At 66.3% G+C, this 16,587-nt stretch carries 12 protein-coding genes; 4 read left to right on the top strand and 8 right to left on the bottom strand.

All coding sequences use genetic code 11. The features are described from left to right. Together AB9O74_RS02360 and AB9O74_RS02355 are read right to left on the bottom strand one after the other, a co-directional pair. The gene (locus AB9O74_RS02360) at positions 1 to 627 is read right to left on the bottom strand and encodes a TetR/AcrR family transcriptional regulator (RefSeq protein WP_369348267.1); all 627 of its coding nucleotides are present in this window, start codon (positions 625 to 627) and stop codon (positions 1 to 3) included. 114 nt (positions 628 to 741) lie between these two features. After that, the gene (locus AB9O74_RS02355) at positions 742 to 1,323 is read right to left on the bottom strand and encodes a TetR/AcrR family transcriptional regulator (protein ID WP_179458932.1); all 582 of its coding nucleotides are present in this window, start codon (positions 1,321 to 1,323) and stop codon (positions 742 to 744) included. A 219-nt stretch (positions 1,324 to 1,542) separates the two neighbouring features. Here AB9O74_RS02355 and AB9O74_RS02350 point away from each other — a divergent pair, with 219 nt between their 5' ends. Both AB9O74_RS02350 and AB9O74_RS02345 read left to right on the top strand, forming a co-directional pair. Continuing rightward, complete coding sequence (locus AB9O74_RS02350; protein ID WP_369348266.1) at positions 1,543 to 2,325, top strand: SDR family NAD(P)-dependent oxidoreductase; 783 nt, start codon at positions 1,543 to 1,545, stop codon at positions 2,323 to 2,325. Continuing rightward, positions 2,322 to 3,323: an NADP-dependent oxidoreductase gene (locus tag AB9O74_RS02345; RefSeq protein ID WP_369348265.1), complete on the top strand. Its 1,002-nt coding sequence runs from the start codon at positions 2,322 to 2,324 to the stop codon at positions 3,321 to 3,323. Before AB9O74_RS02350 ends, AB9O74_RS02345 begins: the two co-directional genes overlap by 4 nt. Before the next feature lie 45 nt (positions 3,324 to 3,368). Here the strand turns inward: AB9O74_RS02345 and AB9O74_RS02340 are convergent, their stop codons facing one another. Genes AB9O74_RS02340 through AB9O74_RS02330 form a run of 3 tightly spaced genes read right to left on the bottom strand, consistent with a single transcriptional unit; the run spans position 3,369 to position 5,378 of the window. Then, positions 3,369 to 3,563 carry an autotransporter outer membrane beta-barrel domain-containing protein gene (locus tag AB9O74_RS02340; RefSeq protein ID WP_369348264.1) on the bottom strand — a complete coding sequence of 65 codons (195 nt, stop codon included), beginning with the start codon at positions 3,561 to 3,563 and terminating at the stop codon, positions 3,369 to 3,371. After that, a complete protein-coding gene (locus AB9O74_RS02335; RefSeq protein WP_369348263.1) occupies positions 3,560 to 4,099 on the bottom strand; it encodes a hypothetical protein in 540 nt (179 codons plus the stop codon). The genes AB9O74_RS02340 and AB9O74_RS02335 overlap by 4 nt, the downstream gene beginning before the upstream one ends. 10 nt (positions 4,100 to 4,109) lie before the next feature. Further along, the gene (locus AB9O74_RS02330; RefSeq protein WP_369348262.1) at positions 4,110 to 5,378 is read right to left on the bottom strand and encodes a hypothetical protein; all 1,269 of its coding nucleotides are present in this window, start codon (positions 5,376 to 5,378) and stop codon (positions 4,110 to 4,112) included. Between the two features lie 235 nt (positions 5,379 to 5,613). Here AB9O74_RS02330 and AB9O74_RS02325 point away from each other — a divergent pair, with 235 nt between their 5' ends. Further along, positions 5,614 to 14,322, top strand: coding sequence for a glucoamylase family protein (locus AB9O74_RS02325; RefSeq protein ID WP_369348261.1), 8,709 nt, complete (start codon positions 5,614 to 5,616; stop codon positions 14,320 to 14,322). After that, a complete protein-coding gene (locus AB9O74_RS02320; RefSeq protein WP_369348260.1) occupies positions 14,319 to 14,579 on the top strand; it encodes a hypothetical protein in 261 nt (86 codons plus the stop codon). Before AB9O74_RS02325 ends, AB9O74_RS02320 begins: the two co-directional genes overlap by 4 nt. Before the next feature lie 54 nt (positions 14,580 to 14,633). Here the strand turns inward: AB9O74_RS02320 and AB9O74_RS02315 are convergent, their stop codons facing one another. The 3 genes from AB9O74_RS02315 to AB9O74_RS02305 all read right to left on the bottom strand — a co-directional run bounded on the left by AB9O74_RS02315 (position 14,634) and on the right by AB9O74_RS02305 (position 16,480). Then, on the bottom strand, positions 14,634 to 14,885 hold the full coding sequence (locus AB9O74_RS02315; RefSeq protein ID WP_369348259.1) for a hypothetical protein: 252 nt from the start codon (positions 14,883 to 14,885) through the stop codon (positions 14,634 to 14,636). A gap of 43 nt (positions 14,886 to 14,928) precedes the next feature. Then, a complete protein-coding gene (locus AB9O74_RS02310) occupies positions 14,929 to 15,627 on the bottom strand; it encodes a hypothetical protein (RefSeq protein ID WP_369348258.1) in 699 nt (232 codons plus the stop codon). A 157-nt stretch (positions 15,628 to 15,784) separates the two neighbouring features. Beyond that, positions 15,785 to 16,480 carry a hypothetical protein gene (locus tag AB9O74_RS02305; protein ID WP_369348257.1) on the bottom strand — a complete coding sequence of 232 codons (696 nt, stop codon included), beginning with the start codon at positions 16,478 to 16,480 and terminating at the stop codon, positions 15,785 to 15,787. Positions 16,481 to 16,587 lie beyond the last annotated feature (107 nt).

The following is a 16,587-nucleotide window of genomic DNA, read 5'->3' as shown; positions in this document are numbered from 1 at the left end:
CTACCGTAGCGGGGACAGACTTCTAAGCACCAGGTCCTGCAGCGCGGTAGGCGCTTCCTCATGCCAGACCGACAGGTGGGGAAGCGTCACCGGGTTCAGATACGGCACCAGCACCTGGTAGACCGCGCGGCTGGTCTCTTCCAGCGGCGTTGAGTTCTCAAATGCGCCGGAGGCGCGACCAGCTGCCAGGATCTCTTCGACAAGCTGCCGGATGCGGCCTTGATAGGCCTGGGTCGAGGGCCAGTGATCGGTCGCGGCCGCCACCGCAATTTCATAGAGCCGGCGATCCTGGAGGAACAGGCGAAGACTGGCCTCCACGATGACGGTGAACAGAACACGAAGCCTTTCAGGCGGCGCTTGAACGCCGTTCAAGGCGGCATGGACCTCGCTTTCTATCTGCCCGAGGCAATTGGCGCAGATGACCTCCCCGATGGCTTGTTTCGAGGCAAAGAACTTGTAGATGTAGGCCTTGGAGAAACCGATGGCCTTGGCCAGGTCGGACACCGTGGTCTTGTCGTAGCCGTAGTGGCTGAAGTGCGCGGTGGCCGCCTCGATGATCTGCGTGCGCACATCGTGCTCGGCGGGGCCGCGCCCGGCGTCGAGCGCTGCGGAGGGTGAAATGGACATGGGCCAAGGGTAGCGCCGCGGAGTGAACCGGGCAAACGGTGACCGATCGGGTATGGGTTGACCCCAGCCTGTTGCCGTGGTGACCGCAACGGTACTCAGCGCCGAAGGACAGCCTCAGGCCACAGGTGCATCCGGCAACCGCGCCAGTATGTCGTCCCGACAGGCGTCCAGAATCTCGTCGGCCAGCGCCGCATCATCCGGGCAGGACCGCGACAACACCACCGCGCCCACCGCCTGCGCAATCAGGGCGATCCGCCGCGCACGGCTGCGCTCAGCAGCAGCGGCATCCACGTGACCCTCGGGACCTGCTCCCGCTGCCAGCCGCGCTTCGATGCCGGTTGCGAACGCAGCCTTGACCGACGCCGGCTGACGCGCGGCGTCCGTGCACAGTGCCGCCATCGTGCAGCCCTGCCCCGGCGCATCCCGGTGTTCACGGGACAGGTAACAGGTCAGGAACGCACGCAGATCGGTCTCGGCCAAGGCCTCGGCGGATGCCTCAAAACCACAGGTGGCAGCTTCAGCCATCAGGTCGGTCTTGGAGGCGAAGTGCTTGTAGAAGCCGCCATGGGTAAAGCCTGCGGCCCCCATCAGGTCTGCCACGCCCACGCCATCGTATCCCCGCTCCCGGAACAGCGTGGAGGCGGTTTCGACAATGTGCGCCCGGTTGGCCTGCGCCTGTGCCTTGGTGACCTTCATGAACGATGCCCTGCAACGCTGTGCTGCGAAGTAAGGCACTTTACCACACTTAGATTACGTGCATCATCAAACCATTGACATCTAAGATTACGCTCATCATCATTGGTTCGCAGCCGCGCTCGAGGGCTTCCGCCTTCCTGAAGACCGCGCGACCTTGAACGCATTGACAGATACGACGCCGCAGTCGCCGTTCGCCCACCCATTTCCACGAGACACACCATGAGCCTGCTTCCCACCGTCCTCATCACCGGCGCCTCCAGCGGCATCGGCACCGTTTACGCCGAACGCTTCGCACGCCGCGGCCACGATCTGGTGCTGGTCGCGCGCGACAAGGCGCGCCTGGACACACTGGCCGCCCGCCTGCGCCAGGACACCGGGGTCGCCGTCGACGTCCTGCCGGCCGACCTCACCCAGCACACCGATCTGGCCAACGTGGAAACCCGTCTGCGCGACGACGCCCGCATCGGCATCCTGATCAACAACGCGGGCATGGCCCAGTCCGGCGGCTTCACCGCGCAATCGGCCGACAGCATCCACCAGCTGGTGACACTGAATACCCTCGCCCTGACGCGCCTCGCCGCGGCCGTTGCACCGCGACTGGCCGACGCCGGCGAAGGCGCTATCGTGAACATCGGCTCGGTGGTGGGTCTGGCACCCGAGTTCGGCATGTCCGTCTACGGTGCGACCAAGGCCTTCGTCCTGTTCCTGTCGCAGGGGCTCAGCCTGGAACTGTCGCCCAAGGGCGTCTACGTGCAGGCCGTGCTGCCTGCCGCCACGCGCACCGAGATCTGGGAGCGTGCCGGCATCGACATCAATACGTTGTCGGAGGTGATGGATGTCGGCGAGCTGGTGGATGCCGCCCTGGTCGGCTTTGATCGTCGCGAGACCGTGACCATTCCGCCGCTGCACGTCGCCGCACGCTGGGACACACTGGAGGCATCGCGCCAAGGCCTGCTCTCGGACGTCCGGCAGGCGCAGGCAGCGGAGCGCTATCGCGCATGAAAGCCTTCCTCATCGACCGCTATGGCAAGAAGGAAACGGGACGCATCGACGACGTGCCGACGCCGTCGCTACGTGATGACGATGTGCTCATCCGGGTGCATGCTGCCAGCGTCAACGCGCTGGACACGAAGATCCGGCGGGGCGAGTTCAAGGTGATCCTGCCGTATCGCCTGCCGCTGATTCTGGGCAACGATCTGGCCGGTACGGTGAAGCGCGTCGGCGCCAGCGTTCGCCAGTTCAAGCCGGGCGACGAGGTGTACGCACGTCCCGACGATGACCGCATCGGGACGTTCGCGGAGTTCATCGCCGTCAAGTCCACGTCGGTGGCACTCAAACCCAACAACCTCACCATGGTGGAAGCGGCCTCGCTGCCGCTGGTCGCGCTGACCGCGTGGCAGGCACTGGTCGAAACCGCCCAGCTGAAACCCGGGCAGAAAGTGTTCATCCAGGCGGGCTCCGGCGGCGTCGGCACCGTGGCCATCCCGTTGGCCAAGCACCTCGGCGCGTTCGTTGCCACGACAACCAGTACGCCCAACGTGGCTTGGGTGAAGGACTTGGGCGCCGACGTGGTCATCGATTACAGGCAGCAGGATTTCGCTACGGAACTGCACGGCTACGATGTGGTGCTCAACAGCCTGGCCAAGGATGAACTGCAGCGATCGCTGCAGATCCTCAAGCCGGGTGGCCATCTTATTTCCATCTCGGGACCGCCCACGCCCACCTTTGCCGCTGCGCGCGGGCTGGCCTGGCCGCTCAAGCAGATCATGCGCCTGCTCAGCCTTGGCATCCGCAGGAAGGCCAAACTGAAAGGGGTGACGTACTCCTTCGTCTTCATGCGGGCTGAGGGGGCGCAGCTGAGCACCATCACATCGCTCGTCGAATCCGGCGCAATCGCCCCCGTCATTGATCGGGTATTTCTGTTCCAGGACACCCAGGCTGCGCTGGCGCATGTGGAGAGCGGTCGGGCGAAGGGCAAAGTGGTGGTGGAACTGCCTTAGTGGGAGGGCTTCTTTAAGCCATCCTCACGCGATCGTGGTGGCAAGTCACCAGTTCCAACGCATGCCCACCTTGCTGTTCCAGGATGTCTCATCGCCGTTGAAGCTCCAGGTGTAATCGACGTCCGCGAACAGGTAGCCGGTATCAGTTACCTGCCACGTACCTCCCAGGCCGACCTCGCCCCAGCTGTCGCCGAGGTCGGCCGTAAAAGGCACATACCCGGTCGCGCTCTCGCAGGTCATATGACGTGTATGGGGCCACGGCATCCAGGGAGCTGCGGCGGCCGCATGTCCGCGCTCGGCCAGGGCAGAAGTTCAGTACTTGAACGCTGGCAAGCCTGAAACTTGGACACCCCCAACGGCGTCTCCGACCAGATCGGAAAATACTGCTTGCAGTTCCAACCCCTCGCGAGCCAACAGGCCCGGACGGCCACATAGGTTTCTGGCTTGGAACAAGCGCCGCCCACGGTGCACTTGCCCGAAAGGACAGCAGATCCGCCCGGGGCCAGCTTTGTGCTGTGGACCATAAGCACCAGTCCTTCCGGCGACTCCGGGAACGGCTCCGGATCTGGAGAGCGGATGGTGTGGAATGTCAGGTATGGATTGAGATACAGGATCGGCCTCACCGTCTCGTTGCGCAGCTCCATGACGAAGTCCCCTGTAGCGGGGTCGTAGGTGCGAATCGAAAGAGTGACGCCGTCGGAGAGCAGCGGCAGCGTTGTACAGGCTGCCAGTAAAGGTATTGCCAGGAAGGAAAGGTATTTTTTCATGGCGCTCATCCGCCTTCCGCTAGCGGACGTCCGGCGGCCCGAGCTTGGTCGACGGAGAGAGTTCCGGCGCCACAACGGCGAGGTCGTAGCCGCGGATGAGCTCGCGCCACTCAGGCGTCAGGTCGTCCATATCCTTGCTGCGCAAACGGCGCAGATCCACCAGGATCCAGTCGCCCGGTGCCATGCCCGAGGGGCGGGCCGACATCACATCCTTGCGCCAGTCGCTGTCGTTGCCGGTGGTCGCATCGAAGTCGTACACCTTCATCGGGCGACCGACCCCGTTGTATCCGGCGCCGACGCCTTTCGCGCCGCCCACCATCAGGTGCAGGGCCGTCACGCCCTGTCCGTCGGCATGTTCGGCGACGAAGTTACCCACGTCTCGCTGGCCAAGTGGGTTGTAGCCTTTGTAGAGATGAAAGGCACCGAACTTCATCAGCACGCGCCCCTGCGGCACATCGGCGAGATGGGCCGCGAGCGTCTGCTTCATCAGCCGCGCCCTGCGCCCGTTCGGATCGCCATGACCCGACTGCGAGGCCTGATAGATGGCGCGCGTTTCGCGCAAGGCGGCGAACAGTGCCTTTGCCCGGTCGCCGCCGTCCTGGTCGATGGCTTTCCCCGCCGGATCCAGCGTCGCATCGGTGACCTTCAACAGAAACAGGTCCATGGGTGAGCCGGAGGCGAGCGCAGCCTGCGTGGCCGTCCGCTCCTGTTTGGCCAAGGCCGCGATCTGGGCACGGGCGAGCGGCCCTGGGGCAGACGCCAGCATCTGGTCGAACAGATAGCCGCTTACCCCCAGAAACTCCTGATCCAGCCCCCACAACGTGAAGTCCGGCCCGGCAACAGCGGCGCAATCGGCCACCGTCTGGCCTTCCGCGCGGCTGTTGAGGAACGCCATGGCGTCGGGATAGGTGGTCATGAAGTCGGCAATCTGCTGTTCGCGGTCCGGCGCTCTCATCCGTGCGTCGACTGCAGTGGCGGCTTCCGGCCCGGTCTCGACGGCCATGGCGGTCAGACCGCCGGGTGCCATCAATCGACAGACGTTCGTGGTGAAGGCGGGAATCTCACGCGAAAAATGGCTCTCGCCGATGAGGACGTACCGGCTGGCGTTCACAGCGTCCGACAGAATGGCGGCGCCCGGGCCCGAGAAGCCCTCCAACCGGACGGTCAGCGGCGATCCTGCCTGCGCCAGGCGATCAGCGAAGGTGAGAGGTACAACGGTCTCCGCACTGGCGGAAGCGGCGCACAGACATGCGAGCGACAGTGCCGCCCCGATCGACTTCAGACGCATCTTGCTTATCCCCTGGGATGAATCGGCGTTACGGATTTCTCTGAAGAACCACGCGTTGAATCGCGTTTCCCGCTCCCCTCGCTGCGTGGAACCCGCTCGACCCAGTGTAGAGCAAGTGCACTTCGGCCAACGCTTGACGGCGGCACCGGCCCCGCCAACCGCACCCGACCTTCACAGCTACCACGGCACCCCAAATGCAACTATGAAGGCCGCGACCTGCCCCCCTCGGTAACCCATGCCCCACTTTCGTCGTCTTTTAGGTCGTTGGCTCCGCCTGCGTCGGCTCGTGCGTTGGCGTTGGCGTGAGCGCCAGGCCTCGGTCCCGGCCATCGAAGCCACCGAGGTCCCACTGCGTGCCGCGCTGTACAGCGTCGAACAGATGGAGGTGTACGGCCGCGCACTCGCGCGCCAGCACCGGGTGCGGATGCGACCTGGCGCAGAGCGCCTGCTCGATCGCCTGCAGGCCAACGAGCGTGTCCTCGAAGACGCCAACACGCTGCTCAGCAACGTAGTGCGCGAACAGCGGCCGGTGACCCCGGCCGGGGAATGGCTGCTCGACAACTACTACCTGATCGAAGAACAGATCCAGACCGCGCGACGCCACCTGCCGCGCGGCTACAGCCGGCAGTTGCCTTCGCTTGTCGGCGGCCCCTCGGCCGGGTTGCCGCGCGTGTATGAACTGTCGATGCAGGCCATCGCGCACGGCGACGGTCGCATTGACGCCGATACCCTGGGCCGCTTCATCGCCTCGTATCAGTCGCTCGCGCCGCTGAGCCTGGGCGAACTGTGGGCCGTGCCCATCATGCTGCGCCTGGCCCTGCTGGAGAATCTGCGACGCATGGCGGCGCGGGTGATGCGCGACGGGACAGACCGTGGCCTGGCCGCCCAATGGGCGGACAGCCTCAATCTCGCGGCCTCCGACACCCCTACCGATGTGCTGCTGGTGGTCGCCGACATGGCACGCTCCGAGCCACCTCTGACCGGCGCCTTCATCGCTGAGCTCACCCGCTCGCTGCAGGGGCGCGGCGGCGCATGGGCCATGCCCGTCGCCTGGCTGGAACAATGGGCGGCCGCGGCTGGGCAGCGCATCGACGAACTGGTCGCCGCCGAGGGACAGCAGCAGGCGGCCGATCAGGTCTCCATCGGCAACAGCATCGGCAGCCTGCGCTTCCTCTCCACCATGGATTGGCGGACGTTTGTCGAAGATATGAGCGTGGTCGAGCAGCGACTGCGGGACGACCCCATGGGCGTCTATGCGCAGATGGATTTCGGCACCCGCGATGCCTATCGCCACGTGGTGGAGAAGATTGCCCGCGGCAGCCGAGTCGCCGAGGAGCGCGTGGCGACCATCGCGCTGGACCTGGCACGGGCTGCGCCGCTCGAGGGGCCGCGCACGCACGTGGGCTACTGGCTCGTCGGCGAAGGCGTGAACGCCACCATTGACGCGGTGGCCGAGGCAGCACCGCGCCACCGCAAGGCACCGCGACTGGCGCATCGCGTACCGCTGGCGCTGTACCTGCTGCCGATCATCCTGCTCGCGGTGCTGGCCACCGGTGGCCTGCTGGCCAGCGGCAGTGGCGCGGCGCCCGTCTGGCTGGCCGCGCTGCTGGGGCTGCTGGTCTTCAGCGAGCTGGGCATCGTCCTGGTGAACTGGACCGCGACGGTGCTGGTGACGCCCAGGCCGCTGCCCAAGCTCGATTTCAGCGAAGGTATCCCTGCCGCCTGCGCCACCGTGGTCGCGGTCCCGTCGATGCTCTCCAGCATCGACGGCATCGACGTCCTGACCGAAGCGCTGGAGGTCCGCTTCCTGGCCAACCGCGATCCCCAGCTGCGATTCGTGCTGCTGACCGACTTTCTGGATGCCACGGCGGCCGAGACGCCGACGGACGCCACCCTGCTTGCGCATGCCGTGGAGCGGATCGAGGAATTGAACCGTCGTTACGCGCCAGAGCGCGGCGATCGCTTCTACCTGCTGCACCGCCCCAGGCAATGGAACCCGGGCGAAGGCGTGTGGATGGGACACGAGCGCAAGCGCGGCAAGCTGGCCGCGCTGAATGCCCTGCTCCGCCAAGGCAATGCAGCCGCGTTCATGCGCGTCGTCGGTGACGCGGCGGCCCTGATCGGCGTCCGCTACGTGATCACCCTGGATTCGGACACACAGCTTCCGCGGGATGCGGCACGCGCGTTCGTCGCCACCCTGGCGCACCCGCTCAACCGTCCGCGCTTCGATCCGGCGCTGCAACGCGTGGTCGAGGGCTACGGCATCCTGCAGCCCAGTGTCGGCACCAGCCTGGGCCGGCGCCGCACCTCGCGTTTTGCCCGGATGTTCGGCAGCGAGCCGGGTATCGATCCGTACACGCGCATGGTCTCGGACGTTTACCAGGACCTGTTCGATGAAGGCTCGTTCGTGGGCAAGGGCATCTATGACGTCGAAGCCTTCGAGCATGCGCTCGAGGGCCGCCTGCCCGAGAACCGCATCCTCAGCCATGACCTGCTGGAAGGCTGCTATGCACGCGCAGGGCTGGTGAGCGACGTTCGCCTGTACGAGGACTATCCCGAACGCTACGCCGCCGACGCCAAGCGGCGTGCGCGCTGGATCCGTGGCGACTGGCAGCTGCTGCCGTGGTTGCTGCCGTGGACACCGCGCCCGGGATCCGGATGGGAACGCAACCGGCTCAGCCTGCTGTCGCGCGGGAAGTTGCTGGACAATCTGCGCCGGAGCCTGGTGCCGATCGCTGCGCTGGCTTTGTTGATGGCGGGCTGGCTGTATGCCGGAAACCCGGCCGCATGGACGGCGTGGGTGCTGGCGCTGTGGTTCGCGCCGCCGCTGATCGGCATGCTGCGCGATGCGCTGAGCGTTCCGGAAGACACGCCGCTGGAAGCGCACTACATCATGGTCGGGCGCGGTACGTTGCAGTCGTTGCTGCGCGCGTCCACCCAGATCGCCTGCCTGCCCTACGAAGCGTTGCTGGCCGGTGGCGCGATCCTGCGCACGCTCTGGCGCATGACCATCACCCGCCGTCACCTGCTGCAATGGAACCCCTCCAGCGAGGTCGAGCGCCGCCTCGGCGGTGACCGCGGCGCGGAGTGGCGTGTGATGGCACCGGCGTCACTGCTGGCGCTCGCGCTGGCGGCGGTCGTGGCCAGCGTGCATCCGCAGGCGCTGCCTGTCGCCCTGCCCCTGCTGCTGGCGTGGACCTTCGCGCCCGCCCTGATGGCGTGGCTGGGCCGGCCGCCGGCTGCGAGCGTGGCGGAACTGTCCGTGACCCAGCGGGCCTTCCTCGGCCGGCTGGCGCGGCGCACCTGGTCGTTCTTCCAGGCTTGGGTACGCGAGCAGGATCACTGGCTCCCACCGGACAACATCCAGGAGCATCCGACGCTGGTCGTCGCGCGCCGCACGTCGCCGACCAACATCGGCCTGTCCCTGCTGGCCAATCTGTCCGCGTGGGATTTCGGGTATCTCCAGCAGGGTGCGGTCGCCAAACGTACCGCCCTTACGTTCGATACGCTGGACCAGCTGCCGCGCCATCGCGGCCACTTCCTGAACTGGTACGACACCGAAACCCTGGCGCCGCTGCCGCCACGCTACGTCTCCACCGTGGACAGCGGCAACCTGGCGGGCCATCTGCTGACGCTGCGCCAAGGCCTGCTCGCGCTGGTGGACGCGCCGGTGTTGGCGCCGCACACGTTCGACGGCCTGGCGGACACGCTCGGCGTGCTGGAAGAGGAACGGCAGCACCATCGTCCGGATGACAGGCACCTCGGCGAGGCGCTCAACCACCTTCGCCAGCGCCTGGCGTCAACGCGTACCGACCTCCCCCGCGGGACGGCGCAGCTGCTGGCCCGGTTGCAGGAGCTGGCCGGTCTGGCCGACGCCGTGCTGGCGCAGTGGCCGGCACCAGAGTCACCCGAGGACGGTGACCTGCACTGGCCCGCCCTGTTCGCTGACGAATGCCATGCCGCCCAGGCGGCACTCGCCGACCTCCCTGCCGCTGCCGCCGTGGACGGCGAAGCGCCGGTGCCCAGCCTGCGTCAGCTGGCCGCCCTGCCCGGTACGGCCGGTGCGGACGCTCGCGCGCGTATCGAGCAGCTGCACGCCCTGGCGCACCGTGCCGGGCAGTTCTCGCTGATGGAATACGGGTTCCTGTTCTACCGTACCCGCAACCTGCTCTCGATCGGCTACAACGTCGACGACCACCGTCTCGACAACAGCTTCTACGACCTGCTGGCGTCCGAAGCGCGGCTGTGTGCCTTCGTCGCCATCGCCCAGGGTCAGTTGGCGCAGGAGAGCTGGTTCGCGCTCGGGCGGATGCTCACCGAGGTCAACGGCACGCCGACGCTGCTGTCATGGAGTGGCTCGATGTTCGAGTACCTCATGCCGCAGCTGGTGATGCCGAGCTATCCGGACACCCTGCTCGACCAGACCGCGCGCCATGCGGTCGAGGCGCAGATAGTCTACGGCCGCACCCTTAACCTTCCGTGGGGCGTATCCGAGTCCGGCTACAACGCCGTCGATGCCCGCCTGAACTACCAGTACCGGGCGTTCGGCGTGCCGGGATTGGGTCTCAAGCGCGGCCTGGGCCAGGATCGGGTCATCGCGCCCTATGCCAGCATGATGGCGTTGATGGTCGCGCCGGAAGCGGCGTGCCAGAACCTGCAGGCGCTCGAAGGATTGGGCTTCTCCGGACGCTTCGGCATGTACGAAGCGATCGACTACACCCCCGCCCGCGTACCGCCGGGGCAGGATCACGTGCTGTTGCGTTCGTTCATGGCCCACCACCAGGGCATGGGCCTGCTGTCGCTGGATTACCTGTTGCGCGACCAGCCGATGCAGCGCCGCTTCGTTGCCGATGTCGAGTTCCAGGCCACCCTGCTGTTGCTGCAGGAACGCATCCCGCGCATCGGTGTATTCCATCCCCATGAGGTCGAATCCCTGGGCGAGCACTCCGCCATGGCCGAGCACGAGACGTCCCTGCGCGTCCTGCGCGACCCGGGTGGCCCGCGCCCGGAAGTACAGCTGCTGTCCAATGGCCGCTACCACGGCATGCTGACCCATGCCGGCGGCGGCTACAGTCGCCACGGCGACCTGTCGCTGACCCGCTGGCGCGAAGACGGCACCACCGATGCCTGGGGCTCGTTCTGCTATCTGCGCGACGTGGACAGCGGCGAGTTCTGGTCTGCCGCCTATCAGCCCACCTGCGTGGCAGTGGACAATTACGAGGCGATCTTCTCCGACGCCAAGGCGGAGTTCCGCGGTGCCCGCCGCGGCTGCGAAAGCCATCTGCAGGTCGCCATCTCTGCCGAGGACGACATCGAGCTCAGGCGCCTGCGCCTGACCAACCGCAGCCGTCGCCAGCGCACGGTGGAAATCACCACCTATGCCGAAGTGGTGCTCGCCCCCGCCGCATCCGACGATGCGCATCCGGCCTTCAGCAACCTGTTCGTGCAGAGCGAGATCCTGTCGGCCAAGCAGGCCGTGCTATGCACGCGCCGGCCCCGTTCGCACGACGAGGTACCACCGTGGATGTTCCATCTGGTGGCGGTGCATGACGCCGAGGTGGTGGCGATTTCCTACGAAACCGACCGCGCACGCTTCCTCGGTCGTGGCAACACGCCGCGGACGCCGCAGGCCCTGACCACCGATACCGAGCTCTCCGGCACGGACGGCTCGGTGCTCGACCCGATCGTGGCGATCCGCGTCCGCGTGGTGCTTGAGCCTGAGCAGACCGTGCAGCTGGACATGGTGTACGGCATCGGCGCCGACCGCACCGGTTGCGAGGCCCTGGTAGACAAGTACCGTGATCGCCGCCTGGCCGACCGAGTCTTCGACCTGGCCTGGACGCACAGCCAGGTGGTGCGCCGGCAGATCAACGCCAGCCAGGCAGAGGCGTCGCTGTACGAGCGCCTGGCCAGCCACGTGTTGTATTCCAATCCGCTGCTGCGCGCGGGTGCCGCCGTCCTCCAGCAGAACCAGCGAGGACAATCCGGCCTGTGGGGCCATGCCATCTCTGGCGACCTGCCCATCGTCCTGCTCAAGGTCACCGACGCGGAGAACGTGGAACTGGTCCGGCAACTGGTGCAGGCGCATGCGTACTGGCGCCAGAAGGGCCTCAACACCGACCTCGTCATCTGGAACGACAGCAAGGCCGGCTATCGGCAGGAACTCCAGGATCAGATCCTGGGGATGGTGGCCGCCAGTTCGGAGACCGGCCTGCTTGATCGCCCGGGCGGCATTTTCGTGCGGCCAGTACAGAACATGAGCCACGAGGACCGCATTCTGTTGCAGGCGGTTGCACGCGTGGTGATCAGCGACGAGGACGGCACGCTGGCCGCGCAGGTGGGACGCCAGCCGCTGCCGGTGCGCCGGATTCCGGCCCTGGTGCCGCAGGCGGAGCAGCAGGAGCTGGCCCTGGCAATGGAAGAGACGCCCGGGCTGCCCGTCGTCGCCGACCCGGGTCCCGAACCCGGACTGCCCCCGGGCGCCGAGCATGACGAAGAGGTGGACGACCCGTGGCCGTTCCTTCCGTACCGCGGCGCGGGCCGATTCGACAACGGGACCGGCAGCTTCAGCGAGGACGGCCGCGAGTACGTCGTGGTGGTGCGCGAAGGCGCCCCGACCCCGGCGCCGTGGGCCAACGTGATCGCGAACGCCCGCCTGGGTACGGTCGTCAGTGAGAGTGCACCGGGTTATACCTGGTTCGAGAATGCACACGAATTCCGCTTGACGCCCTGGCTCAATGATCCGGTGTCCGACACCGGCGGCGAGGCCTTCTACGTACGCGACGAGGATACCGGCCGTGTCTGGTCGCCGATGCCGCTGCCATGCAGGGGCACCGGCGCGTACCGTACCCGCCATGGCTTCGGCTATACGGTCTACGAGCATATCGAAGACGGCATCGCCAGCGAGTTGTGGGTCTTCGTCGATGTCACCGCACCGCTGAAGTTCTCGGTCCTGCGCTTGCACAACCTCTCGGGCCGCCCACGGCGGCTGTCGGCCATCGGCTACGTTGAATGGGTCATGGGCGACCTGCGCACGAAGTCGCGCATGCACGTCGTCACGGAACGCGACCCGCAGACCGGGGCGCTGCTGGCGCGCAACAGCTACAGCACCGAGTTCGGCGGCCGGATGGCCTTCTTCGACACCGATGCCGAGGGCTGCGGCTGGACCTGTGACCGCCTGGAGTTCATCGGTCGCAACGGCGGCCTGCATGCACCCGCGGCGTTGCGTCGCGAACGTCTGGATGGACGCTTGGGTACGGGGCTGGATCCCTGCGCGGCGATCCAGGTGCCGCTGGTGCTGGCGCCGGGCGACCGCAGTGAAACGACGTTCCGCCTTGGCGCGGGGCGCGACCGCGACGAAACACTCGCGTTGGCACGAAGCCGCCAGGGTGCCCATGAGGCCATCGATGCGCTGGACGCGGTGCGTATCCACTGGCGCAATGTGCTGGCCACGGTGCAGGTACGCACGCCGGACCCGGCGTTGGACGCGCTGGCCAATGGCTGGCTGGTCTACCAGACCCTCGGCTGCCGCTACCTGGCGCGCAGTGGCTATTACCAGTCAGGCGGCGCGTTCGGATTCCGCGACCAGCTGCAGGACGCGCTCGCCCTCGTGCACGCTCGCCCGGACCTGACCCGCGATCACCTGCTGCTCTGCGCTGCCCACCAGTTCGCCGAAGGCGATGTGATGCACTGGTGGCATCCTCCGCAGGGTCGCGGCGTGCGCACCCGTTGCTCGGATGATTATCTGTGGCTGCCCCAGGGCGCGTGCCGTTACCTGGAGGTCACCGGCGACGCCAGCGTGCTTGACGAAGTGGTCGGCTTCATCGAGGGACGCGCGGTGACACCGGAAGAGGAAGGGTATTACGACATGCCCACGCCTTCGACGCAGCGCGGCACGCTGTATGCGCACTGCGTCCTCGCGCTGGAGCGCGGTTGCCGGTTGCTCGGCGAGCGCGGTCTCCCGTTGATGGGGACCGGCGATTGGAATGACGGCATGAACCGCGTCGGCGACCAGCAGCGCGGTGAGAGTGTGTGGCTCGGATTCTTCCTCCACGACACGCTTCGCCGCTTCATCGTGCTGGCCAACGCGCGGGGCGACGAAGCCCGCGCTCAGTGGTGCCAGGAGCAGGCCGAGCGCCTGCGTCAGAACCTGGAACAGCACGCCTGGGACGGGGCATGGTACCGCCGCGCCTGGTTCGACAACGGCACCCCGTTGGGCTCGTCGCAAAGCCAGGAATGCCGCATCGATTCGATCTCCCAGAGCTGGTCGGTGCTGTCAGGCGTTGCCGCGCCGGAGCGTGCCCAGGAAGCACTGGATTCGCTCTACACGCATCTGGTGCGAAAGGACGCCAAGCTGATCCAGCTCCTCGATCCGCCCTTCGACAAGACGACGGAAGACCCCGGTTACATTCGTGGTTACGTACCGGGCGTCCGCGAGAATGGCGGCCAGTACACCCACGCGGCAGTGTGGGCGGCCATGGCATTCGCACAGCAGGGCGATGCGGTGCGTGCCTGGGAGCTGGCCGACATGATCAACCCGCTCAACCACACGCTCGACCCGGAGGCAGTGCAGACCTACCGCGTCGAACCCTATGTGCTGGCAGCCGATGTATACGCCGTATCGCCGCACGTCGGGCGCGGTGGCTGGACCTGGTACACCGGTTCGGCCGGCTGGATGTATCGCCTGCTGGTCGAATCCCTGCTCGGCATCCGTCGTGACGGTGATCGTCTGTCGCTTGAACCGTGCCTGCCCGATCACTGGCCGTCCTTCGAACTGAGCTACCGCTTCGGGCGCAGCCTGTACGAGTTCGTCGTGACCCGCACTGCGCAGGGCCAGCCGACGCTGCATGTGGATGACGTGCTGCAGCCGGACCTCACCGTCCAGCTCCGCGACGACGGTCATTATTACCGTGTCGCGCTTGACCTGGGGGCGCCGCCGGGATGAACGTGCGCCCCGAAATACAGGTGCAGCTTGATGCGCTGGGCGAGATGCTGGTCCACTGGGTGGCGCAGGTGCGCCATCCAGCGCAGTTCTGGCCCCAGTTCGAAATGCTCGCTGGAGAGATTCTGGATCAATGCGCGCAGGCGGAGAGAGACCACGCGTGCGCGTGCATCCAAGCCATGCTCAAAGAGCATGCCTTGGAGATTCCGGCGTGGCACGAGCGTGATGACGGGCTGCCGCCGGGGAAGCCAGGCGCGTGATGACTATTGCTATCGCAGGTGGCCAGCAGCAACGTCATTGCATGACTGCGGGATCTACTGCTGCCAGATGAATCCGACGATAAGAATGATCAGCACCTGGGCAAGCAGGACCATTGCGACCGGGCGCTTGCGTACGAGTGCCGCCGCCATCGCCCCGCTCACGACGGCGCAGGCCGCGCCGACAAGCAAAAGTAGAAGAAGCGATCTCAATTCCAACATCGATAGCGGTTGCGCCGCCAACGTGTAGAGCACAAGGATCAGGAAAGCACCGAATGCGGCAAGCGCAGAGCGTTTCAAATAGTCCATCAAGACACCCCCGGGCGTGCCTACTCCGTTCTGGATGACCATCTCACTCCCTTTGAAGCGCAGCTTCGAGCAATTCGATGTAGCTATCCAAGCGCGTGCGCAGCCCGATGAGCAGCCATCCCAGCGCGTAGAGCAACACCATCATCCAGATGATCAGCCCCGCAACAGGATTCACATCGAACGCTGCGGCCCAATTTTCCCACGTCCAGTTGCGAAACTGCAGATAGAGCGCGACCAAGACCGGAAAAACCCCCAAGCGTTGAATGCCTCCAAAGAGAAGCCCCAGGCGCTCATTCATGCGCTGACGCAATCCACTCGAGAAGCGCAGCATTTCCTCACACTCCGCGCGCGGGAACCGACGAAGTCTGCCGACGAGTTGCCGCCAAGACTCAAAATTGAAGTCCATATCCACTGCATGCGTCAATCGCAGCTTGAGAAGCTGAGGTAGCTCGCGTAGTGCCAACAGGATCAGGTGGACCGCAAATCCAGCAAGTTCGACACCCAGGCAAATGGATAGCGTGATTGCCGCTGGCTCCGGAGCTATAAGGCGTGGGCTCAACGCAGCGGCCAGCAACCCCAGACCTGCCGCACCCAACCCAATCCAGAGAGATGCGCGCTCTGCGCGAGACGGCTTCGAGTAGCGGCTACGGGCCAGATAGGCCGCCACGTTGTCGTGCAACCAAAAGAAGCTGAGTTCGGGCTCAGCACCCCGTTCTTCTGTCGCCGGTTCCGTCGTGTGCATTCCTGATATACCCAGCCATCCATGCCTGTGGCAGATCATAGCGCCAGATGCCCCCTGAGCAGACCGCTCCCCTACCCCGCCGCTGTTCCCGCCGGCGAAGCGCCCAGCCGTACAGCGCCGGCAGCGCGAACAGGATCAGCAACGCAGATGAGGGGGATCAAGGGAGCCAGTACACCGCCTTCAACGCCTCAGCCAATCGCGATGCCGCCTCCTCCTGCGTGAACGGCGGCGTGCGCGGCGGATCGTAGACCTCCGGACGCGTCCCCGCCACGACCAGATCGATCGCGTAGCAGCCGCCGTCATGGACCGCGCGGTAGCTCTCCGCGTTGACGTAATGACTCATCGCGGCATCGCCGGCGGTGAAGTGCGTGAACGGCACGCCGCCGATATCGACCGTGGCCGCCACCGCAGGACCGGTCGCTTCGGCAGGCATCTCCAGGCAGGTCTTGATTGCCGCGGCATCATCGCTTCGCCCGATCCGGAGCTCACCGGCGGTCAACCGATCCGAGCCGTCCAGTACCAACGCCACCAGCGGTGTGCCCACGCTGTCCGGCGGTGCGAACAGCTTCCATGTCGGCGAGGCAAGGTAGTCGCGCTGGAAATCGTGCGCCACCCGCGTCCCCGCGACCGGACCGACCGCAATCCCCGACGCGCCTTCCTGATAGACCGGTGCCGGCCGCCCGGCCGTGGTCGCAGCGGCCCCCGGATCAGCTGCCTTCGCCGCCCCCGGGTCCGCGCCGCTGGGCGGCACCAGCGGCGCAGCACCGCCCTCGCCCTGCGGCGAACAGGCACACAACAGCACCGTCAAAGCGGCGGCCATCAACCCTGCATTGTTCCGGCTCTGCATCTGCATGAAAGGCTCCACTGGCAATGACCCAGCCTGCCTCGCGGTCCGTGAACGGCATGCCATGTCGAGGGGCGGACGCACGCCTTATCACGCCCGGGCCTGCCGTCATGAGC

Source organism: Stenotrophomonas sp. JAG2 (assembly GCF_041080745.1).
GTDB classification, from domain to species: Bacteria; Pseudomonadota; Gammaproteobacteria; order Xanthomonadales; family Xanthomonadaceae; genus Stenotrophomonas; species Stenotrophomonas maltophilia_AA.
Note: the sequence above shows the minus strand (reverse complement) of the source record. Positions and strands in the feature narration are given on the sequence as shown.

Excerpts from the sequence above, each read along its gene's own strand:
- AB9O74_RS02360 (WP_369348267.1), bottom strand. The coding sequence starts at position 627 with ATGTCCATTTCACCCTCCGCAGCGCTCGACGCCGGGCGCGGCCCCGCC.
- AB9O74_RS02355 (WP_179458932.1), bottom strand. The coding sequence starts at position 1,323 with ATGAAGGTCACCAAGGCACAGGCGCAGGCCAACCGGGCGCACATTGTC.
- AB9O74_RS02350 (WP_369348266.1), top strand. The coding sequence starts at position 1,543 with ATGAGCCTGCTTCCCACCGTCCTCATCACCGGCGCCTCCAGCGGCATC.
- AB9O74_RS02345 (WP_369348265.1), top strand. The coding sequence starts at position 2,322 with ATGAAAGCCTTCCTCATCGACCGCTATGGCAAGAAGGAAACGGGACGC.
- AB9O74_RS02340 (WP_369348264.1), bottom strand. The coding sequence starts at position 3,563 with ATGACCTGCGAGAGCGCGACCGGGTATGTGCCTTTTACGGCCGACCTC.
- AB9O74_RS02335 (WP_369348263.1), bottom strand. The coding sequence starts at position 4,099 with ATGAGCGCCATGAAAAAATACCTTTCCTTCCTGGCAATACCTTTACTG.
- AB9O74_RS02330 (WP_369348262.1), bottom strand. The coding sequence starts at position 5,378 with ATGCGTCTGAAGTCGATCGGGGCGGCACTGTCGCTCGCATGTCTGTGC.
- AB9O74_RS02325 (WP_369348261.1), top strand. The coding sequence starts at position 5,614 with ATGCCCCACTTTCGTCGTCTTTTAGGTCGTTGGCTCCGCCTGCGTCGG.
- AB9O74_RS02320 (WP_369348260.1), top strand. The coding sequence starts at position 14,319 with ATGAACGTGCGCCCCGAAATACAGGTGCAGCTTGATGCGCTGGGCGAG.
- AB9O74_RS02315 (WP_369348259.1), bottom strand. The coding sequence starts at position 14,885 with ATGGACTATTTGAAACGCTCTGCGCTTGCCGCATTCGGTGCTTTCCTG.
- AB9O74_RS02310 (WP_369348258.1), bottom strand. The coding sequence starts at position 15,627 with ATGCACACGACGGAACCGGCGACAGAAGAACGGGGTGCTGAGCCCGAA.
- AB9O74_RS02305 (WP_369348257.1), bottom strand. The coding sequence starts at position 16,480 with ATGCAGATGCAGAGCCGGAACAATGCAGGGTTGATGGCCGCCGCTTTG.